The sequence below is a fragment of the Polaribacter sp. KT25b genome (assembly GCF_900105145.1).
In the GTDB taxonomy this organism is placed as follows: domain Bacteria; phylum Bacteroidota; class Bacteroidia; order Flavobacteriales; family Flavobacteriaceae; genus Polaribacter.
In genome coordinates this window covers 3,103,150-3,125,503 of record NZ_LT629752.1, presented here as the reverse complement: position 1 = coordinate 3,125,503, position 22,354 = coordinate 3,103,150, and the positions used below count along the sequence as shown (strand labels likewise).

Genomic DNA, 22,354 nt, shown 5'->3' with positions numbered 1-22,354 from the left:
AAACGAAAAAAGAGGAAAGTTAAATTTTTTCCTCTATTGATTTTTTTTGACACAAAATATCAAATTATGTTTGCTAATTTTTTATTTATAAGTTAACAGTTATGCCTTATTTATTTTTATTAGTAAGTGTTTATTTAGCGTAAGCGCCAGAAGAGTAAGTTAACTCTTAACTGTGTGTGTAAATTTCAAAAACAATACCAAACGGGTCTTCTACATAGCACATTTTAAAAGGTTTAGCTTTTGGATAATATTCTCAAATTGGCATTCTTTGCTTTCCTCCGTAAGAAAAAATTTTATCAATAAGTTCTTTAATAATTGGATCTTGTATGCAAAAATGAAAAGACCAGTATTAAAAGGATTAAATTCTGGTGCTTCTTTAATTCCGTTAGGAAAAGAAAATAATTCAATTCCAATTCCGTCTGAAGTTGCTAAATGAGCAATTTCAAATTCAGTACAGTCGTTTCCAAAAAGGTCATTGCATATTTGACCAATAGCTGTTTCGGTTTCTTTTTTTAACAGTAGCAGCTTCCAAAATAATGCACCATTCCATAACTTCTATATAGAATTTTACAGCTTCTCATATATTTGGTACTGTAAGACCAATATGAGAAAATGATTTAGGGTAATTTTTATTAGCTATCATAATATTTAATTAAAAGTGCAAAATTAATTTATATTTGTTTGTAGGCAATAATTTACTAAAAATAGTAAAATAATGATAATCAGTAAGATGAAATTATAATTTGGATAAAAATAATAACTGTCCTTTAAATTATACAATGAATTTAATAGACACAAAATGGAAACCTTTAATTCTATTTCATTTATTAGAAGATGGTTTGCGTTCTGGAGTTTTACAAAAACAAATAGAAGGCATTTCTAACAAAATGTTTACCCAAACTGTTAGAGAATTAGAAAAAGATGGTCTTATTTCTAGAAAAGTTTATCAGCTAGTTCCTCCAAAAGTTGTATATAAATTAAGTCAAAGAGGAGAATCGCTTGAAAATATTTTAAGAAGTTTAGATAAATGGGTTTTAGAAGATGTTAAAAGTTAATTAGATAAATTGTTGTGTATTTTAAGTTGTATTACTTTTTATAGTTTTAGCTTGTTGTATTTTTTCTTGTAAAATTATATCAAGAATTTAGTTATTAATGAAGAATCCTTATTCCTGGTGTAAAATTTACTCATTTCAATTTTAAGAGTTAATTGAGTAAATCTGGTTTATAAGATTGTAACAAGGTAAGCTTAATACCTGTTTTTTTAAGTGTTTTTGTCTGCTTAAAAAGTCAAGTCGTCGATATTAATTGGTTAATTAACGTGTAAAAATTTTTAATAGAGTTAAAAACTATAATTTTATACAAGATTTAAGAGATTCTTATTTTTAATAACAAAGAAAATATAAATTTATTACAATTAACCCAATACCAATTATTATGAAAACTAAATTTTTTACACTAATTTTTTCCTTTGCATTATTACTAAGTTGTACTAATGAACTACCAAAAGGCGAAACTGAAATAGTTGAATATATTACTGATGACATAACAACATTAGTAGTACCAGAAGGTCATGATTTAAGACCAATTGCATTGCAAAATACTAATATAAATTTATCAGAAGATTCTCGTGCAGACATTGTTAAAGTAAGAATTTATAAAATTGAAAATGATGAGAATAAATTAATATACAGTGGTGCAATAGACAGAAATACATCAATAAATAGTATTGTTAAAGTACCAAATCATGTAAGTTTATTATCTGTACAAGCAGATTTAGCAGCAGGTACAAGAGAATGGATAGTTACACCTGCAGAATTAGAAAGTTTAATTATTGAAGATGAAGAAGTAGTAGATGTTGATGAAGATGAAACTGAAGCTAAAGCTAAAAGCGCTACAGCAGCTAAAACAAGTGTAACATACGCTCAAAAAGATGCACCAACTTGGAGTTGTGATGATTATAAAGATTTTTCTGGCAACGATAATGGCGATTTTAAAATAAGTAATAATTCAACTCAAGGAATTAATGTTGATAAAAAAACAGAAATATATATCTGTAGTGGAGGTTCTTGGAAACCAGGTTATTTAAATGATAATGGTGGTAAGCTTACTATTTATGTAGCTAGTGGTGCAACTTTAACACTTTCAGGATCTATAAATTCTACTATTTACAATATTGGTACTTTTAATGGTACAAACTTAGAGGTTAAAGAAGATAGTAAATTTGAGAACTGGGGAACAGCAAATATTACTGGAGCTTTTAATGTTTCTTCTAATGATGTAGAAAATTATGAAGGTGTTTTTAATGTTTCTGGCTCTTTAAGTGTTAGAGATAAAGGAGATTTTGATAATGAAGGTGGTACAATAAATGTAGGCGGACATGTTACAGTTTCTGGTAATCTTCATAATAAAGAAAATTCAACTCTTAATGTTGCTGGGCATTTTACTGTCAATAGTAAAGGAGATTTTGAAAATGAATGTAGAACTATTATTTCTGGAAATTTTATAAATAATCAAAAAGTTAATTTTGATAATGCTTCTTATACAGTGGTTACAGGGAGTTTTACAAATAATTCTAATGGAGAAGTTTCTATTAAAGAAGGTTCTATTTTTAAATGTGCTAGTATTATGTCTAATGCTAAAATAAAAGGAAGTAAAGCATATTCTATTATAGAAACTGGCGCTATAACTTTTAATGGAAATTCAAGGTTTGAAGGGGAATTAGATATTTGCTCTGATAGTTTTAAAGACGACATGGGAAATAACAAGGTATTGAGCACATGTACTACTTTTATTTCATCAGGAGGTTGTTCTCCAGGATATAATAATTTAATTGACGAAGATAAAGATGGTGTAATTGCAGGTGTAGATGTAGATGATAACAACCCAAATGTATCATCTTATAATTATCCACAAGGACAAAATAGTTTTTTTACAACGATATACGAAGATTTATATCCATGTATGGGAGATTATGATTTAAATGACTTGGTACACAATTACAGTTATAGTGAAGGGGTTAACACAAGTGGTTCTGTAACAGAGATTGCATTTGACTATAAGTTTCCTGCAATGGGAGGAGCTTTTAATAACAGTTTTGTTTTAAGAGTTATGGATGAAGATGATAATGCAACTTTAAGTTTAGAAAATTCAACTTATTATTCAGCAACAGGAATACAAAGATTACATGATAGCGAAAATAAAACAACGTTATTTATCTTTAATAATATTAAATCTATATATACTAGTAATACTGGTGCAATTGTAAATACAGCTCGTGAAGATTATACAGTTATTCCTGTAATTTCTGGAAAGGTTTTAAATATAAACGGAGCTTATGATGAATTTTTATTACAAGATGGAAAATTAGGTCATGAAATTCATCCATTGTATAATAAATTACATGCTAATTACGCAGCTTTAAATAATCCTTCTATGTATAATGATTCTAGTAATTTTTTAAGATGTGATGATAGTTCTTCTGTAATTACAAGTCTTTTTGTAAACTCTAACGGATTTCCTTGGGTGTTAAATGATTTGCCAATGGATTTACCTTGGCCAAAAGAAGGAGTTTCAATATTAGAAGCGTATCCTAATTTTGATGATTTTGTAATCTCAAATTCATCTTTAGATTGGTATTCAAACATTAATGGAAACAGAATTTTATCTAACTTAAATTAAAGTTAAGTCATAAATTTAAATCCCTCAATACTATTAAGTAAATAGTATTGAGGGATTTTTTTGTGATAAAAATGAAGAAATTAGATTTCAAAAATCGTTTTTAATTTCTGAAATAATTTCAAGTAAACTCTTACTTTGTATAGTAAACTTTACATTTTTTTTCTTTGGATAAATGCTGTTTTAAATATCTAAATTATAAAACTTTAATTACTTCTTTAAAAAGAGTAATCATTTTAGGTTCTGCTTCACCAGCAATTGCAATAATTTCTGCAATATCTACAGGTTGTAAGTTTTTAGGATCACATTCATCAGTTAACACAGAAATAGCTGCACAAGGTAAATTTAGTTGTTTGGCAACAATTACTTCTGGAACTGTACTCATGCCAACAGCGTCAGCTTCTAAAATTTGTAACATTCTATATTCTGCCCTAGTTTCTAATTGAGGACCTAATACACTTGCATAAGTTCCTTGATGTAAAAGAATATTTTCCGTTTTTGCTACTTCAATAATTTTTGAGTTGATTTCTTTTGAATATGGTGCTAACATATCTGCAAAAATATTACCAAAAGTATTTGCCCCTTTAAAGGCTAATGGAGATTGACCTTGCAAATTAATGTGATCTTCAATCAACATTAAATCGCCTTTTTTGTAAGATAAATTAATAGCACCTGCAGCATTAGAAATTAGCAAATTTTTGATTCCTAATCCGTGCATTGTTCTAATTCCGTAAGTAACTTCCCAAGGAGTATACCCTTCATATAAATGAAAACGACCAGACATTACAAGTACTTTTTTTCCTGATATTTCTCCGTAAATTAATTTACCTGAATGAAACTCTACAGTTGCAACAGGAAAATTTGGTATATCTGTATAAGCAACTTGTTTTTCTATGGATATTTCATTAACTAATTTCCCTAAACCTGTACCCAAAACGATTCCTATTTCTGGATTTGTAATTCCTGCTGATGCTAAAAAATCGATAGTTTGTGCTAATTGTTCTTGCTTACTCATTACTTTTATTTTAAAAATTTTTGAAATGCAGGATGAAACTCAATGTCTTCAAAAACATCTACATCATTTAATTCTTCTAACAAATGTACTTTTTTATCCTTTAAATCTAACATGGTTTTTGCTCTAACACTTGCTGTACCCCAATCTTTATTTTTGAATACTTTTTCTTCTAAAAAATTCATCCCTAAAAGGTAATAACCACCATCTTCTGCAGGACCAATTACAACATCATTATTATTTAATTGATAAAAAGCATCATCTATAATTTCTGTTGTTAAATCGTACAAATCACTACCAATAATCATTACTTTTTCGTAGCCAGAATCAAAACCATTTTTAAAAGCATTTAACATTCTGATACCTAAATCTTCACCAAATTGTTGTTGTTTTTGATAAATGCTTGCATCCCAAATGTCATTTTCTCTGATTTTGACGGAATAATAAACGGCCTTATCTGCATTTACTTTTAATGAAATATCTCTAGTTTTTAGCAGTAAAAATTTATAAATTTCTAATGCAATTTTATCACCAACTGTTTTTGCTAAGCGTGTTTTTGCTTTACCTAACTCTGGGTTTCTTGTAAATATTAATAGCAAATTTTTACTCATAAACTTTCTTTCCTTTTTTTAGCCATTTGCTCCAATTTTTATTAAAAGCATGTACTTTTTCTGTGTTATTACCTAAAGTATCTATTACTTTAAAATCGGCGTTTTTCCATTCGAAAATTCCACCATACAAATTATAAACATTGGTATAACCAGCTTTTATCAACTTATCCGCAACAATTTCTGAGCGAATACCTAAAGAGCAATACACAACAATTTTTGCTTTTTTATCTTCTGGCAATTTTGCGATAGTTTCCTCTAATTTAAAATTATCAAAACCAACACAAATTGCATTTTCTAAATGACTTACTTTATACTCTTTTTCTTCTCTAGCATCCAATAAAATTGCATCTGTTTTTGGTAAAGCCAAAGTTTTTACAGACATATAGGGTACATTTCTGGTATTCCATTTTTTAAGTAATTTATCTAATTTTTTCTGCCCAAAAGTTGCTGAGCTTATCACTAAGAAAAGTAAAACTATTTTTTTCATAAACGATTATAATTGAATTCCAAAACCTTGTAAACCACTTTCTATAGCTGGTAAAATTTCTGTATTATCCCAAATTCCTGTAACGATTGTTCTAGAATATTCTTCTGGCAATAACCCATTTCGCATTAATTTACTAGTTAATTTATAGTTATAATCTAAGGTTTTGTGTGTAAAACTAAATTGATCATTAGCATCATCTAAAATTGCATACCAAACAGAAGAATTACCGTCATTTGCAGGCATACCTATAACACCAGGGTTTAACCAAATTTTATTTTCTTGCTGATGACTGAAAGGCAAACCACAATGCCCTGCAATAATTACATTACTATTTGTAGCTTTAAAATTTGGATTTTTTACACTCCAATCTGTAGATTTATAAATAAATTCTGATACGTTAAAAAATGATCCGTGAACAACACTCACTTTTTTATTTGCGTAAGTAAAGTTAATATAATTTGGTAGCGTTTTTATAAATTTCAATGAATTTTCTGACAATTTACTTTGTGCATAAGGATACCAAAGTTGCGAAAAACTATCGCATCTAGAGCCTTCTCTAAAATCACAACCACAATCTTCTGCATTTTCTCTAAGTTGTATTTCTACATTACCTAAAATACTTTTTGCTCCCCAAATTTTAAAAAGCTGAACTGCTTCTTCTGGTTGTGCACAATACCCAACAATATCTCCAGTACAAATACAGTTTTCTGGTGCAATGTTTTCTTTTTCAGAAATTTGTTTTAAAGCCTCTAAAGCTTGTAAGTTACTGTAAACACCTCCAAAAACCAGCATTTTTCCTGATAGCTTGCCTAAGCAATGTGTTATTTGATCCATTTAGGAATAAAGTATAAAATGATACAACTTAAAATTCCCCATAAATTTACCCAAAGTAAACTTGCATATTTACCTTCTGTAAAAATTAAAGCCTGAGGAAAAGCATTAAAAACCAATAAGATTCCAAAAACCAAACCACAACCAATAGACAAGTAAAAGCTAATTTTTGGCACTTTATATTTCCAGAAAATAAACATTGGTGTAAGCCCAATAACCATAGTTCCAGAAATAGTAGTTGCAGATAGAATTTCTGCATTTAAAAAAACGGGTATTGTACCTAAAACAGCAACTGCAACCATTGCAATTCTACCAAAAGAAACAGATTTTCCTAAATTTAAATCTACTGCTAACAATTTAGAAAACGACGAAAATGTAGAATCTAAGGTAGATGCTGCAGAAGTAATCATTATAAAATTAATAACCAATAAAATAACTACGCCAAATGCTTTACCTACTTCTACAGCAGCTTGACCTTTTAAGCCTTGTGATTGTGCATAAATACCAATAAAACTAAAAAAGATAATACAAAAAGCACCTAAAAGACCTGCCCACAAAAAACTTCTTCTGGTAACTTTAGGACTAGAAATAAAACCTCTATCTGTTAAAACAGGATCGTGAAAAGGATAACTAAATGATTGTAAAAGTGCTGCAAAAAAGAGGTTTAAACCAAGCTCAAAACTCCAAGTTCCTGAATTTATTATTTCTTTGGATGAAAAATCATCTGTAGCAAAAATAGTTCCTAAAATAACGATGAGTAAAACAGAAAATAAAACCATTTGAATTACATCTGTAAATATAGAGCTACTTAAACCACCTTTTAATGCATAACTTAAAGTTAATAAGGTAAAAACAACAATTGACCAATAATAAGGTGTACTGCCTTGCGCACCAAAATAATTACCAATAACCATAGTATTACTCCAAACCTCATTAAATAAACGAAAAGCAATTAGAATAGAAAAAATAGCTACTGCTTTTTTACCGAATTTTGTGGTTAAAAACTCGTGAATGCTTTTATAGTTTCCTTTTGTCCTTAATTGATAAATAACAACACCAGCAACTGCAAAAGACAAATAATAACCTGCATAGGCTACACCACCAACCAAACCATAATCTAAACCTAGGTTTGCTGCATTTGTTATGCTTTTTGCAAAAATCCAGGAGATGATTAAACTACCTGTTAATACTAAAGTATTTGGGGCCTTTTTTTTATGAACAGCTTTAAAAAACTCATCTGTTGTTTTTGCTAGTGGCGATAAAAAGAACATGATTAAACTTGAACATATTACTAAAAGCCATTGCCAATTTATTACATCCATATTATTCATTCCACCAAACTTTTACATCTAAACTATTACCATTTGTTGCTGCTTCTGCTACACTATAATTCTCTTGATTTAAAGTTGCTGCTTCTGCAGGATAAGGCATTCTTGCAGGAATTAAACCGTTATTTAAACTTGCAGCAACATCTTTTAATGCAGGAAAACCTGTTCTTCTATACTCAACCCAACCTTCATAACCATTAATTACAGCAGCAATCCATTTTTGAGTAATAATTTGCGATAAAGGTGATGTACCAGCATTATAATTAGCATTACCATTTAAATAATTTGTTGGTAATTCTGTATTCCAATATTCAAAAGCTTGTGCAATTCCTAAATTATACAAAGTTTCTGCATCTGTAGAAATGTATCCTTTTAATGCTGCTTCTGCTAATAAAAAACTGGTTTCCCAAGCTGTCATAAAATTAGCATCTAAAGTAGAAGTATCTTCTCTAAAAATAGTACCTGCAAGCGAATAATCTGCTATTGCTATAGAAGTTGTAGATGAGTTTATTCCGTTAATTAATCCATTAAACTCATTTGCTGTAGAGTTGGCAAAAGTTCTAAAAAATGTTGACATTCTATTATCACTTAAATCAAACAAAATTTCTTCCATAGTTTCAGACATTACAAAGTTATTGAAATCTCCAACTCTTAATTGCGCTAATCTAAAACTGTTAGGTTCTGAGTTTGTAAAATCAAATACTGCATTCTCTGTATTTGTGCTGATGTAATTGCCATTATTAAATAAAGTTTGTAATTCTGCAGAAACATCAACCTTATCAGAAATACGAATTAAATATTTTATTTTTAAAGAATTAGCAAACTGAATCCAAGATTGAAAATCGCCATTAAATAGAATATCACCTTCTAAAGCAATAGAACTTGTATAAGCGTTAATAGCTGCAATACCTTTGTCTAGATTATCTAAAATTCCGTTTTCGTTTTGATAAATATCTTCTTGTAAATCGTATTGTGGAGTAACAGATCCATCAACTCCATTAAAAGCATCAAAATAAGGAACATCACCAAATAAATCTGTTAACCCAGCAGCCATATATGCTTTTAAAATTAAAGCAGGCCCTTCGTAAACAGCATAAGCAGCTGTTTCTCTACTCTTATTTAAAATGATTTCATTATCACGTAAATTAACGTAAAAAATAGACCAAGGATTACCCCCTAATTGTGGACTTTTTAAATCGTGTCTATCAAATAAATTAAAATCTAAAGCTGTTCTGTGTTGTGCTAATAAATCTCCTGCAACAAAACCTTCGTAACTCATTTGTTCACCAAAATCGTAAATAACTTGTCTTAACAACAAACTGGGTTGTACAGCAACTGGAGCATTTGGGTTGGTATTTATCTCTTCAAAATCTTTGGTGCAACTTGTAGTTATAAATGCTAAAATTGCGAATATGTATATAATTTTTTTCATTGTATTATTTTTTATTTCGATTTTCACCTTAGTGAAAACTAGAAGTTAAAACCTACTTTAAAACCTAAACTTCTGCTAGTTGCATAACTCATATCTTCAACTCCACTTACAAAACCATTACCTTGTACAGCAACTTGCTCTGGATCGAAATGCGGATTTTCTGTAATTACAAATAAGTTATTACCTATAAAAGAAAAGTTCATTGTAGACGGGTTTTTTAACCCTAAAAAACCTTCGTTTAACTCTAAAACATAACCAATTGAAAATTGACGTAATTTTAAAAAAGAAGCATCATACACATTATTTTCTTCGTGATTTCTATCGTAAAACTGTCTATAATAACTTTCTGCAGTTACTGCAACAGTATTAGGTAAACCTGTATTTACATTAACCCCTTGTGCAATAATACCTGCATCTGGTCTGTAGGCTGTTTCTGCTAATTGCCCACCAACATTACCTAAAGCTCTTGTTCTAGATACAATTTCTCCTCCTTGTCTCCAATCAAACAAAAAGCTTGCATTCCAGTTTTTGTAGGTAAAGGAATTGTTCCATCCTAAAGTGAAATCTGGATTGTAATTCCCAATTTTTATCAACTCATTATTGGCAATATATCTTCCATCATCATCTAATAAAAATTCTCCATCAGCATTTTTTTCATAACCTGTTCCATACATATCACCTATTTGACCTCCTTCTTCTACTTGAAACCAAACTGTTTGATTAGCACTGTCGTATATTCTACTATAAGCTAAAGTTAAACGACCATCATTTTGAGGTAAATCTTTAATTACAGATTTGTTACTTGCAAAATTAAAAGTGGTATTCCATTTAAAGTTTTCATTTCTAATAGGTGTACCACCTAAAATAATTTCTACACCACTTGTATTTACTTTTCCTCCATTAATTACTTGCTGATTATAACCTGAAGAAATTGGAATTGGTAAAGAAATAATTTGATCTTTTGTGGTAGCATTATAATATGTAAAATCGATATTTAATCGATCTTTAAAGAAACGCAAATCTGCACCCAACTCATAAGAAGTTGTAATTTCTGGTTTTAAATCTGAATTTGGTATAAAATCTTGATTGCTAAAAGTGGCTTGACCATTAAAAGTTGTTTGAGATACAAACGCGCCTGAAGTTTGATAAGGATCTGTATCATTACCCACTTGTGCAACACTTGCTCTTAATTTTGCAAAAGAGATACTTTCTGGCAAATCTGTGTAGTTTGATAAAATAAAACTAGTAGATACTGAAGGGTAAAAGAATGATGTGCCATCTACAGAAAAAGGTGTAGCCAAAGCACTAGACCAATCATTACGTCCTGTAATATCTAAAAACAGATAATCTTTATACCCTAATTTTGCAATTCCGTAAAGCGAGTTGATTCGTTTTTTAGATTCGAACTCAAAAACCTCTATAGGCGAAGCTGCATTATTTAAACTAAAAATACCTGGCTGAGCCAAATTTGTAGTTTGTGTTTGTTTGGTTGATGCATTTTGGTCTAAACGATTTCCTCCAAATGAAACATCAAAAGAAACATCACCAAAATTATTATTGTAATTAATTAAAAAATCTGTATTAATTTCTCTGTAAAAAACATCGTGCTCTGCATACGCTCCGTTTTTAAAACGATTGCTACTAAAATTACGTTTAAACTCTCTATTTTCTGATGAAAAATCCATCCCTGAACGTAAAGAAACACTTAAATTATCTGTAAAATAATGTTGTAAGGCAATGTTCCCAAAAACGCGATCTCTATTAAATGAGTTTGTGTTTTCGTGTAAAATAAAAAACGGATTATCGAAATAGGTATAGTTAAATGAATATTGTTGTACACCCTCTAAACCTGGTTGCCAATAATTGCGTAAGTTATCTATATTCAACGATCTTGGACCCCAAGCTACTAAAGAATAATTGGCGTTTTCACTACCATAACCATTTGCTGGTCTATTATCTGAACTTGAGTTTACATAATTTATAGAACTTGTAATTTTTGTTTTTTCTGATGGATTAAAATTTAGTTTTAAAGCAGCTGTTTTACGTTCTAAATTTACACCAGGAATTATAGACTCACTATCTAAATCTGTAATAGACAATCTGTAAGAGCCTCTTTCAAAACTATCGTTAATAGCTATATTATTAATGGTTGTAACCCCTGTTTGATAAAAATCTTTTAAATTATCTGGATTAGATTCAAATAAAGTTGGTGTAATTGACAAACCATTATACAAAGAAGTATCTCCACCTCTAACTACTGTTCCATCTGCTAAAGTTACTGGAGAATCGAATTGAGGAATTAAATTACCTGCATCTAATTTTGGCCCCCAAGAATAGGTAATTACATCATTTACTCCACTACCTAAACCATCTACATATTCGAAATTTCCTGAATTTCCTTGTCCATATTCGTTTTGGAAATCGGGTAAACGAAAAGCTGAATCAAAAGTTATGGATGAATTTATACTTACTCCTAATCCTTTTTTCTTACTACCATCTTTAGTATTAATAACAATAACTCCATTAGATGCACGTGTACCATATAAAGCTGCAGCACTTGGCCCTTTTAAAACTGTTATAGATTCTATATCATCTGGATTTACATCCATAGCACCATTACCAAAATCAATTTCTTGAAAACCAGCAGCAGCTTCGTTTGTAAAATTAAATACTGAATTATTGTTTATTGGTGTACCATCTACAACAAAAAGCGGATTATTATTAGAGAAAGAAGCCTCACCTCGAATTGTAATTTTTGAAGATGAACCTACACCTGTTGCTCCTTGAGATATAGTTACACCTGCTAATTTACCAGATAAATTATCTAAAAAATTTACTGTTTTTACATTAGCAACATCTTTTGCTTTTATTTCTTGCACAACATAACCTAACTCTTTGGTTTTTCTATTTAAACCCAAAGCTGTTACAACAATTTCATCTAAACCTGTTTCATCTTCTTCTAATTGAATGTTGATGTTTGTTAGATTGTTAATTGGTATTTTTTGAGTTTTATAACCCAAATAAGAGAAAGTAAGAAACTTGTTTTCTTTTAGAACAGTTATGGAGTAGAATCCGTTAATATCTGAAACTGTTCCGTTTTTTGGTGACGAGGTAATACTTACGTAAGGGAGTTTTTCTTTGGTTTTTTTATCGGTAATTGTACCCGTAATTTTAGTTTGTGAAATGCTAATACTTGTAAAGAGTAAAAACATCCACAGATAAAGGTGCTTCATTTAAAATGATTTATTTTTTGTTTTGGTTAATTTTTTGTGATAAAATCGAGATATGCACAAAATACAAAAACATAGATTAAAATACGCGTTATATTATTGAAAAAATGCGTTTTTTACAAATACAATAAGTTATTCATAATAATTATACTTATTTTTTGCAAATACAATAATTAAATAGCATGGGTTGTTGCTTTAAATTTTAAGCTACAACCCCCTGACAGCTACTACCTGCACCTGCAGTACAACCATAGCAATGTTGGTTAATGATGATATTTCTATTTTGCAATAACTCTTCATTATATTCTGAAATGTGCTTTACCTTAGCGTTTACTTTTAAATTTAGCATCTGATTAAAATCGCAATCATACAACCAACCATCCCAACTGATAGATAGTGTATTTGTACACATTACATTTTCAACAGCAGCAGGATTGTAAGCATCAACCAAAGCAAACATATAATCTTCATAATTTTCTGATGCAATTAAATAATCTAAAAAACGACTGATAGGTAAGTTTGTAATAGCAAATAAACTATGAAAATCAATATTAAAATCAGCTTTTAAAGCCTTTTTAAAATCGTTTTCTAAAGCCATTTGATCTCCAGGTAAAAATGCACCTGAAGGATTGTACACTAAATCTAATTTTAAATCAGAATCTGGCATACCATAACCTACTGCATTTAACTCTTGTAAAGCTTTTATAGATTTATCAAAAACTCCACTTCCTCTTTGTTTATCTGTTTTTCCACGCGTCCAGTGAGGCATTGAAGAAACTATATGTACATTGTGTTTTTTAAAGAATTCTGGTAAATCGTAATATTTTTTATTAGCTCTAATAATTGTTAAGTTAGAGCGAACAATAAAATCTTTAATTCCGGCTTTAGCTGCTTCTTCTACAAACCATCTAAAATTAGGATTCATCTCTGGCGCTCCACCAGTTAAATCTAAAGTATGTGCATTTGTTTTTTTGATGACTTCTAAACACTGATTCATGGTATCAATAGTCATTATTTCTTTACGATCTGGACCAGCGTCTACATGACAATGAGAGCAAACTTGGTTACACATATAACCTAAGTTTATTTGCAAAATTTCTAATGTTTTTGGGCGTAAAGGAAACTGATTTGTTTCTTTTATTTTGTTTGCAAAAGTTGGTAATTCTCCATTAGCAAAAATTCCTTCAGAAAGAATTTCCATCTGTCGAGATGTATTTGCAATATCGTTGTTTCTTGCTTTTAATGATTTTGTAGCCATATATTAATTCTGTCAGGTCGAGCGCAGTCGAGACCTAAATATAATCTCTCGACTGCGCTCGAGAAGACAATTGTTTTCTAAAGTGAATTTTTTCTGAGGATAAGCGATTCACGTTATTTTGATTCATGAGATCCTTCGTGAAAAACTCAGGATAAGCGATCTCTAAAATTTTGCTAAAAAGCAAAATTAGAGCCTGCTTACATTTCTAATTTATTAACTTTATTCATCATTTGAACTCCATGCACTAAAGTTGCACCACTTTTAATTGCAGCACCAACATGAATGGCTTCCATCATTTGTTCTTTTGTAATTCCTCTTTGCAAACCGTCTTTTGTGTAAGCATCTATACAATACGGGCATTGTTCTGTATGAGCAACAGCCAAAGCAATTAAAGATTTTTCACGAGCAGTAAGTGCACCTTCTTCAAAAACTTTACCATAATAATCAAAAAACTTGTTACCAAGTTCTTCATTCCATTCTGTTATTTTTCCGAATTTTCTTAAATCGGCTGCATCGTAATATGATTTTGACATTTGTTTTTTTTGTTTATTTTGGATGAAAAATAAAAGTACTATTTTCCGTTTAAAGTCCAGTCGTATTTTAAGTAACTAATTTTTGCTTTTGGGCTAATTTTAGTTTCTGAATATTTGTTAAAAAAGTCGATAATAGAACCGTTTTTTGTAAAATCTTCCTTAAACCAATCGAAAATTGAAGAAATTTGAACTTTCTTTTCAGAGATTTTATTTCTTGAAGAATCGTTGATGAAATCTTTCATTAAACGCGTTAATTCTGCTTCTACGTTTTCTTCTGTAAAAGCTTTGTTGCCTAATTTAGGACAAGAACCAGAAGCACAATTTACGCCAACGTGAATTTTTGGGTCTGAAAAGTTTTTTCGTAAAATTTCATGTTCTATAAAATCTAACGTATAAGTTTTATGACCAACTTTAGCAAAAGGAATTTTCCAAGCAGTTTTTCCTTCTTGTTTGATATCTAAGATAGATTTTAATGGATAATTTTCTAAAATTATTTTGATAGTATATGCGTTGTAAGCGTTTATCCAAAAGGCTTTTTGTTTATTTTCTGACCAAGATTCTGCTGGCGAAGTTTTTTCTAAATAAGAAATGTAGTTGTCTAATTTAGCCTCGTCATTTTTGAAAGATTTGTAATCTACAATTCCGTTTTTTGAAACATGTTTTCGTAATAAATCATTAAAAACAGCAGTTTGTGCATTTACTTGCGACACCAATAAAAAGGCAACTAATAATAAACCTATTTTTTTCATTCTTATTTTCATTTCTAAATATATAGACGAAGCTTGTTTGAGTTAATTACAAAAATTACTCCAAAATTTCTTCGCCAACTTTTAAGTTGAATCTTTTTCTAAAAAGAAAAACAACTCCATATAAAACAGGCGTATCCAAAGCTGCAATAATTATTTTAAAGAGAAAACCACTTATTAATAGACTTGTAAAAATATTCCAAGGTAAAACGTTGAATGAGCATAATAGAAAAACGACTGTAAAAGTGTCTATAAATTGAGAAGCAAATGTGGAAAAATTATTTCGCAACCATAAATGTTTTCCATTGGTTAGTTTTTTCCAGAAGTGAAATATTTTGATATCTACAAATTGTGCAAATAAATACGCCATCATAGAAGCAAAAACCGCTAAAGGAGATAACCCAAAAACTTGATGGAAAATTTTATCATTAATTGGAGAATTGGTTATAGCAGGAGTGAAATCTGCAATTAAAATAATAAACATTGAAAAAAAGGAAGCAAAAATTCCTGCAATTACAACTTGATTCGCTTTTTTCTTTCCATAGATTTCTGATAAAATATCTGTAATTAAAAATGTAATTGGATACGGTAAAATTCCAACAGAAATTTCAAAACGATAAATACCAAAAGGTTCCCAATAAAAGAATTTTTGAAAAATTAAATTGGATGCAACTAAAGAAGCTATAAATAATGCAGCAAGAATTAAATAAATACTATCTGCTAATTGTTTGTCTTTTATTGTCATTGAGCAAAGTTAATAAATATTTTATCAGTTTTAGAATTGCTATTTGTTCATTGATAGACTTAGCCCTGATTGAAACGGCATCCTTTTTGTTTTTTACAAAAAGATATAGTGGAAAGCAGGAAATAGCTTCAAATAAAAATGATTATTTTTGCCAAATATTAAATGAATAAATAGTTACAAAAACACATATTTTATGAAAGCATATATTTTTCCAGGACAAGGAGCACAATTTACAGGAATGGGATTGGATTTATACGAAAAATCTAGTTTGGCGCAAGAATACTTTGAAAAAGCAAACAAGATTTTAGGTTTTTCTATAACAGATATTATGTTTGAAGGAACTGCTGAACAATTAAAAGAAACGAAAGTTACACAGCCAGCAATTTTTTTACATTCTGTGATTTTAGCAAAGGTTTTGGGAGATTCTTTTCAACCAGAAATGGTTGCAGGTCATTCTTTAGGAGAATTATCGGCGTTAGTTGCAAACGGAGTTTTATCTTTTGAAGACGGATTAAAATTGGTTTCTCAAAGAGCTTTGGCAATGCAAAAAGCGTGTGAAGTTCAGAAATCTACAATGGCTGCAATTATTGGTTTAGAAGATGCTTTGGTTGAAGAGGTTTGTGCTGCAATTGATGGTGTTGTTGTTGCTGCAAATTACAATTGTCCAGGTCAATTAGTAATTTCTGGAGAAATTGAAGCAGTAGAAAAAGCATGTGAAATCTTAAAAGAAAAAGGTGCAAAAATGGCGGTAATGTTGCCTGTTGGAGGTGCATTTCATTCGCCAATGATGGAACCTGCAAGAGAAGAATTAGCTGCTGCAATTGAAGCAACTGTTTTTAGTAATCCAACTTGCCCAGTTTATCAAAATGTACCTGCAAGTGCTGTTACAAACCCTGATGAAATTAAGAAAAACTTAATGCTTCAATTAACAGCACCTGTAAAATGGACGCAATCAATACAAGCAATGATTGCTGATGGTGCAACTGAATTTATCGAAGTTGGCCCAGGAAAAGTGTTGCAAGGTTTAATGCGTAAAATTGATAGACGTATGGCTGCAAGTGGCGCTACTTTGCCTGAATAAATTTTATAGAATTAGTTATAAATAAAAAAAACGAACTTGAGAGAGTTCGTTTTTTTATGCCTGATTTTTAGTTGAAATAAACAAATTGATTTAGAGCGTTAAAAGTGTAATTTCATTCCTTCGTGAGTTGCTTTAAAACCTAGGTTTTCATAAAATTTAATTGCTCTTGGTCTTTTTTTATCAGAGGTTAATTGAACCATGTGAGCGTTTTTTTCTTTAGCTCTATTTATTGCCCATTCAAACATTTTTTTTCCAATTCCAAGTCCTCTTTGCTCTTTTCTGATAAAAACATTTTCTATTTGTGCTCTAATTCCTCCGCAATAAGAAATATATTGAATAAATGATAATTGTAAAGTTCCAATAATTTCAAGGTTTTCATTTTCCAGAACAATAAGTTCTTGATTTTCATCAGTATCTATTTTTTTAAAAGCATTTATATATGAAGTAGGCAAAGGATCTTGAAGGTTTTCTCTTTTTTTGCCGAGTATATCATCAGCCATCATTTCAACGATTGTATAAATATCTTTTTCTGTTGCTTTTCTAAATTTCATTGTTGATGTAGTTTTTTCCTTGCCAAGTATTTTCTAGTTCCATTTGTTTATCAATTTTAGAAACAATCTCAAAGTTTTTAAGTCCGTTCCAATTAGGAGCAATTAATAAATCAAAAGGCGCTTGACTTATAAAGCGTTCAATCACTAAATTTGGTCTTACTAATGTTACAAATTCAGAAATAAATTTGATATAACTTTCTGAAGTAAAAAGATCAAAATTTTCTGGATTTTTTTTGTATTGTGATGCCATTATAGATTGTTTTACAATTTGCAAATGGTGTAATTTTAAAGTGTCAATTGGTAATTTAGAAACCTCAATTGCATGGTTTAATAAATCCTTTTTTGTTTCTCCAGGTAAACCAATAATTAAATGTGCACCTAAATGAAAGCCTCTGTTTTTACATTTTTCATAAGTTGCAATGGTTTCATCATAAGAGTGACATCTGTTTACTTTTTCTAAGGTTTTGTTTAAGGTGCTTTCTACCCCAAACTCTAAAGAAATAAAGTGTTTTTTTGATAATAATTCTAAATAATCGATTATTTCATCAGAAATACAATCTGGTCTTGTGCCAATTACTAAACCAATAACATTAGGAACGCTTAAAGCTTCATCGTACATTCTTTTTAAAGATTCAAAATCTGAATATGTATTTGTGTAGGCTTGAAAATAAGCTAAATATTTTTGAGATTTATATTTTGTAGAAAACCTAGAAATTCCTTCTTCTAATTGTTGTTTAATTCCTTTTTGAGGTTCACAGTAATCTGGATTAAAAGTATTATTGTTACAATACGTACAGCCGCCAAAACCTTTAGACCCGTCTCTATTTGGACAAGAAAAACCAATATCTAAAGATATTTTTTGAACTCTTTCTCCAAAGTTCAATTTTATAAAAGAGGAGTAATCTAAATAACGTTTCCCTGTAAATTTCATTAAAAGTAAGGTTAAGAAGTTGTGTAAATTAATTTGTTAGTTAGAGAATGAATTATTACTACAAAAACTCCAATTGTTAATGATTGGAGTTTTTGTAGTGAAAACTTTATTTTTAAGCTTTTTATCATTTGTAAAAAACTTTTAATATTTTTTTCTGCTATCTCTTTTAACGTTAGTTTTTTATTTGCTTTTGTCTTTCGTTTAATAAAACGGGTTCTCCATAACCTAATTCTTTCATTCTTTGTAATTGCGTTTCTGCATCACCAACAACTAACCAAATCATTTTATTAGGATTTACATATTTATTAGCTAACGTTGTAATTTGTTCTTTAGTCATATTATTAACAGTGTTTTCTCTGTCTTTAACATAGTCTGGTTTTAAATCATAATTACTTATGTTGGCTAACATATTTAATTTAGCTCTATCAGTTTCAAAAGCTCTAGCGTTACTTTTTATTAAGAAACTTTTTGTGGTTTCTAAATCTTTATCAGAAAATGTAATTGGGTAATCTTCTAAAATTTTCTTAACCAATTGTGCAGATTCTAAAGTAACATTACTTCTTACGCCACTAGAAATGGTAAAAGCACCTTTTGCTTTTGTTCCAGAAAATCCAGAACGAATTCCGTACGTATAACCTTTTCCTTCACGTAATTCTTGTGTTAAACGCGATGCAAAACCACCACCACCTAAAATATAATTCATAACAGAAGCAGCATAAAAATCTTTATCAGTTGCAGCTAAAGCAGGCGCACCAAATTGTAAAACAGATTGTTTTGCATTTGGAATATCATAAAAATAAACTGTAGGTTTTGTAGGTGCTTCTGGAGTTTTATATTCAGGAATTGTAACTTCTTTAGCAATCCAATTTTTGTTTAAGCTAGTTAATGAAGCAACTACTTTTTCTTTAGAAATATCACCAACCACTAATATTTTTGCAACTGAAGGCGAAATATAGTTTTTGTAAAATATTTTAAGATCATCAATAGTTATTTTTTCTACGGATGCTACACTTCCTAAAGTGTTTTTAGAACGAATATTGTCTTTTCCGTAAATTAATTCGTTATAAGTATTTCTTGCAACAGCATTAGGGTCTGCTTCATCTTGACGTAAATTTGCAATTGTTGCTTTTTTTAATAAATCGAATTCTGTTTCATCAAAACGAGGTTCTAAAAGCATCTCTTGTGCTAAAGCTAATGTTTTGTTGTAGTTTTTAGCTAAAGTAGTTCCGCTTAAAGTAATATTTTCTGTATTAGAATACACATAAATAGAAGCACCTAATTCTTGAATAGCTTCTTCTAGTTCTTTAACCGTTTTGGTTTTAGTTCCTTTATTTAATAAGTCTGCAGTTAAATTTGCAACTCCTAATTTATCGAAAGATTCTAATAATTGTCCGCCATCAATAGTAATATTAAAACGAACAAGTGGTACTTCGTTGCTTTCAATTCCAAATATTTTTAAACCATTTTCTAAACTACTTTCATATACTTCTGGAACCGCTAAAGAAGGCGTTTCTCCATAAGGAGGTTCTATGCTTCTATCAAAAGAAGAAGGAGTTTTCTCGTAAGTTGCAGCAATTTTTGGGTCGAATTTTTCTTCTGCGCCAGTAACAATTTGTTCTTCAACAATATCAGCTAAAACGGCGCCTTTTAAAGCTAGTTTTGCAGCGTTTTTAGGAACAAAACTAGTAGCAACATAGTTTTTGTTTTTAATGTATTTGTTATAAACACGCATTACATCATCTGTTGTTACTGCAATTGTGTTTTTTAAATCTTCTGTTACAAAACCAGGATTTCCTGTATATGTGTTGTAAGAAGCTAAGCTAGTTCCTTTTCCTAAAACACTAGATAAACTTGAATAAAATCTTGTTTCTTGACCTGCTTTAATTCTGTTTAAATCTTTTTCTGAGATTCCTTCTGCTTCAAATTTTGTAAACCCTTTTTCAATTCCAGCTTTTACATCATCTAAATGTATACCATCAAAAGCTCTCACTATTAATTGCGTTTCTCCTGCAATTTCTGATGCATAATTATACATTGTTGTGTTTGATGTTAATTTTAAATCATCTACCAAAACCTGATTTAAAGGAGCTGATTTTCCATCAGTTAAATATTGTGTTAAAACATCTAAGGCGTAAGAATCTGCATCATATTGTGCTACACTTGGCCAAACCATTGTTAATTGCGGAACTCTAGCAAAATTATCTTCATAATATAAAGACTTAATTTTGTCAACTTTTCCAGGTCTTTTTACAAGTGCCGGAATTTCATCTGTTCCTTTAGGAATTTCATCAAAATATTTATGAACCCATTTTGTAGCTTGATCAACATCAATATCTCCAGATAACACTAAAGTTGCATTATTAGGAACGTACCATTTTTTGAAAAAAGTTTTTACATCTTCTAAAGTAGCGTTTTGTAAATCTTCTAAAGAACCAATTACTTGCCAGTTGTATGGATGATCTTTTGGATACAAATTTTTACCAATTACATATTGATTATGTCCATAAGGTCTGTTATCTATACTCTGTCTTTTCTCATTTTTAACAACTTGTTTTTCTTTAGCTAAAACAGGATCTGTAACAGTGTTTATAAACCAGCCTAATTTGTCTGCTTCTGCCCAAATCATTTTTTCTAAACCATCTTTTGGTACAGTTTGTAGGTAATTTGTTCTATCTCTAGAAGTAGAACCATTTGCGCCAGAACCACCAATTCTTGCACTCATTTTATCTAAACCGCCTTTTCCTAAGTTTTCTGATTCTAAGAATAATAAATGTTCAAATAAATGAGCAAAACCAGTTCTACCTTCAATTTCCCTAGCAGAACCCACGTGAACCATTAGTTCTACAGCTACAACAGGGTCAGATTTATCAACATGAAAAACAACTTCTAAACCATTGTCTAGTTTTATTTTATTATAGTTGATACTTAGTTCTGGAATTTTATCTTCCGTTTTTTCTTCGGATGAGTTTTTACAGCTAATAAAAGCAGCTGCAAGTAAAAAAGTAAATAATATTTTCTTCATTTGGGTTGATTTTTAAGACTTTAAAAATACAGAAATCAAAAAAAATATAACTCTTTTTTTTAGTTAAATTAAAACTAAAAAAAGCATAGTGTTATTATTTAGAGGTATTCGTCAAGTTTTCAGTTAGTTAATTTTAATGCTTAAAAAAATAATAAATCAAGTAACAAAATGGCATAACATTTGTTTTTATTGGCGTAAATAAAAACTAAAAAATTATGATTAAAAAATTATGGATTGCTTGTTTTGCAATTGTTTTTGCAAGTACAATAAATGCTCAAGATGTAAAAATCGGATTTAAATTAGGAATGAATGTAGCTTCTGTAAATGGTAACGATGCTAATAATCTTGATTCTAGAACTGGATTTGTTTTTGGAGCAACGGCAGAAGTTCCTTTGTCAGAAAAATTTTCTATTCAACCAGAATTATTGTATTCGGCACAAGGTGCACAACAAAGAGATAATTTTAAATACGATTTAAACTATGTTTTACTTCCAATAATGGCAAAATATTATATTGCAAACGGATTTACTGTAGAAGCCGGCCCGCAATTTGCTTTTTTAGTAAAAGATCAATTGGTACCAATAGATCAAAATAATGGAGGGTCAAAAGAAAATACAAATTCAGAAAACTTTGACCTTGCCGCAAATTTAGGTTTAGGTTACCAGTTTCAAAGTGGTATCTTTTTTCAAACAAGATATAATTTAGGATTAATTGCAATTACCGAAAATCCGGATATTAAAAATGGTGTTTTTCAAATGACTTTAGGATATCAGTTTTAAATAAAAAAGTATAATATAAAAGCCTCTTCATTTTTTTAGATGAAGAGGTTTTTTTGTTTTATAGAAGCCTGATTTTATGTTTGTTTTTGTTGATTTTAGAAC

The 22,354-nt window shown here is 29.8% G+C and carries 18 protein-coding genes and 1 pseudogene; 4 read left to right on the top strand and 15 right to left on the bottom strand.

Features of this window, described 5'->3' with window-relative positions; translation table 11 throughout:
- Nucleotides 1-166: 166 nt before the first annotated feature.
- Nucleotides 167-643: pseudogene (locus tag BLT70_RS17445) on the bottom strand (VOC family protein).
- A 136-nt stretch (nucleotides 644-779) separates the two neighbouring features.
- On the opposite strand from BLT70_RS17445, the gene BLT70_RS13470 reads away from it, so the two are divergent.
- Nucleotides 780-1,055 carry a helix-turn-helix domain-containing protein gene (locus BLT70_RS13470; RefSeq protein WP_091895329.1) on the top strand — a complete coding sequence of 92 codons (276 nt, stop codon included), beginning with the start codon at nucleotides 780-782 and terminating at the stop codon, nucleotides 1,053-1,055.
- 379 nt (nucleotides 1,056-1,434) lie between these two features.
- Nucleotides 1,435-3,678 (top strand): LruC domain-containing protein, encoded by a 2,244-nt coding sequence (locus BLT70_RS13465; RefSeq protein WP_091895325.1) that lies wholly within the window; start codon nucleotides 1,435-1,437, stop codon nucleotides 3,676-3,678.
- 193 nt (nucleotides 3,679-3,871) lie between these two features.
- Here the strand turns inward: BLT70_RS13465 and BLT70_RS13460 are convergent, their stop codons facing one another.
- From BLT70_RS13460 to BLT70_RS13410, 11 genes are all read right to left on the bottom strand, one after another.
- Nucleotides 3,872-4,690, bottom strand: coding sequence for a purine-nucleoside phosphorylase (locus tag BLT70_RS13460; protein WP_091895321.1), 819 nt, complete (start codon nucleotides 4,688-4,690; stop codon nucleotides 3,872-3,874).
- A gap of 5 nt (nucleotides 4,691-4,695) precedes the next feature.
- The gene (locus BLT70_RS13455) at nucleotides 4,696-5,298 is read right to left on the bottom strand and encodes a TIGR04282 family arsenosugar biosynthesis glycosyltransferase (RefSeq protein ID WP_091895318.1); all 603 of its coding nucleotides are present in this window, start codon (nucleotides 5,296-5,298) and stop codon (nucleotides 4,696-4,698) included.
- Complete coding sequence (locus BLT70_RS13450) at nucleotides 5,291-5,785, bottom strand: rhodanese-like domain-containing protein (RefSeq protein WP_091895315.1); 495 nt, start codon at nucleotides 5,783-5,785, stop codon at nucleotides 5,291-5,293. Before BLT70_RS13450 ends, BLT70_RS13455 begins: the two co-directional genes overlap by 8 nt.
- 6 nt (nucleotides 5,786-5,791) lie before the next feature.
- Nucleotides 5,792-6,619 carry a metallophosphoesterase gene (locus BLT70_RS13445; RefSeq protein ID WP_091895312.1) on the bottom strand — a complete coding sequence of 276 codons (828 nt, stop codon included), beginning with the start codon at nucleotides 6,617-6,619 and terminating at the stop codon, nucleotides 5,792-5,794.
- Nucleotides 6,607-7,938, bottom strand: coding sequence for a sodium:solute symporter (locus BLT70_RS13440; RefSeq protein ID WP_091897701.1), 1,332 nt, complete (start codon nucleotides 7,936-7,938; stop codon nucleotides 6,607-6,609). The genes BLT70_RS13445 and BLT70_RS13440 overlap by 13 nt, the downstream gene beginning before the upstream one ends.
- A 1-nt stretch (nucleotide 7,939) precedes the next feature.
- A complete protein-coding gene (locus BLT70_RS13435; RefSeq protein WP_091895309.1) occupies nucleotides 7,940-9,376 on the bottom strand; it encodes a SusD/RagB family nutrient-binding outer membrane lipoprotein in 1,437 nt (478 codons plus the stop codon).
- Nucleotides 9,377-9,414: 38 nt separating this feature from the next.
- On the bottom strand, nucleotides 9,415-12,609 hold the full coding sequence (locus BLT70_RS13430) for a SusC/RagA family TonB-linked outer membrane protein (protein ID WP_091895306.1): 3,195 nt from the start codon (nucleotides 12,607-12,609) through the stop codon (nucleotides 9,415-9,417).
- A 199-nt stretch (nucleotides 12,610-12,808) separates the two neighbouring features.
- Nucleotides 12,809-13,864 (bottom strand): arsenosugar biosynthesis radical SAM (seleno)protein ArsS, encoded by a 1,056-nt coding sequence (gene arsS / locus BLT70_RS13425; protein WP_091895303.1) that lies wholly within the window; start codon nucleotides 13,862-13,864, stop codon nucleotides 12,809-12,811.
- Nucleotides 13,865-14,061: 197 nt separating this feature from the next.
- Entirely contained in the window at nucleotides 14,062-14,397 is a 336-nt protein-coding gene (locus BLT70_RS13420) for an arsenosugar biosynthesis-associated peroxidase-like protein (RefSeq protein WP_091895300.1), read from the bottom strand.
- A gap of 38 nt (nucleotides 14,398-14,435) precedes the next feature.
- Nucleotides 14,436-15,146, bottom strand: coding sequence for a DUF547 domain-containing protein (locus tag BLT70_RS13415; protein ID WP_091895297.1), 711 nt, complete (start codon nucleotides 15,144-15,146; stop codon nucleotides 14,436-14,438).
- Between the two features lie 55 nt (nucleotides 15,147-15,201).
- Nucleotides 15,202-15,888, bottom strand: coding sequence for a queuosine precursor transporter (locus BLT70_RS13410; RefSeq protein ID WP_091895294.1), 687 nt, complete (start codon nucleotides 15,886-15,888; stop codon nucleotides 15,202-15,204).
- Between the two features lie 193 nt (nucleotides 15,889-16,081).
- Between BLT70_RS13410 and fabD the strand changes: the two genes are divergently transcribed.
- Nucleotides 16,082-16,969: an ACP S-malonyltransferase gene (gene fabD / locus BLT70_RS13405; RefSeq protein WP_091895291.1), complete on the top strand. Its 888-nt coding sequence runs from the start codon at nucleotides 16,082-16,084 to the stop codon at nucleotides 16,967-16,969.
- A gap of 98 nt (nucleotides 16,970-17,067) precedes the next feature.
- Here fabD and BLT70_RS13400 read toward each other — a convergent pair whose 3' ends face one another.
- The 3 genes from BLT70_RS13400 to BLT70_RS13390 form a co-directional block, all read right to left on the bottom strand.
- Nucleotides 17,068-17,520, bottom strand: coding sequence for a GNAT family N-acetyltransferase (locus tag BLT70_RS13400; RefSeq protein WP_091895288.1), 453 nt, complete (start codon nucleotides 17,518-17,520; stop codon nucleotides 17,068-17,070).
- Entirely contained in the window at nucleotides 17,510-18,451 is a 942-nt protein-coding gene (locus BLT70_RS13395; protein WP_091895285.1) for a TIGR01212 family radical SAM protein, read from the bottom strand. The genes BLT70_RS13400 and BLT70_RS13395 overlap by 11 nt, the downstream gene beginning before the upstream one ends.
- A gap of 172 nt (nucleotides 18,452-18,623) precedes the next feature.
- Complete coding sequence (locus BLT70_RS13390) at nucleotides 18,624-21,473, bottom strand: pitrilysin family protein (protein ID WP_091895282.1); 2,850 nt, start codon at nucleotides 21,471-21,473, stop codon at nucleotides 18,624-18,626.
- A gap of 215 nt (nucleotides 21,474-21,688) precedes the next feature.
- Between BLT70_RS13390 and BLT70_RS13385 the strand changes: the two genes are divergently transcribed.
- Nucleotides 21,689-22,252 (top strand): porin family protein, encoded by a 564-nt coding sequence (locus BLT70_RS13385; protein WP_091895280.1) that lies wholly within the window; start codon nucleotides 21,689-21,691, stop codon nucleotides 22,250-22,252.
- The last annotated feature ends 102 nt before the right edge of the window (nucleotides 22,253-22,354 follow it).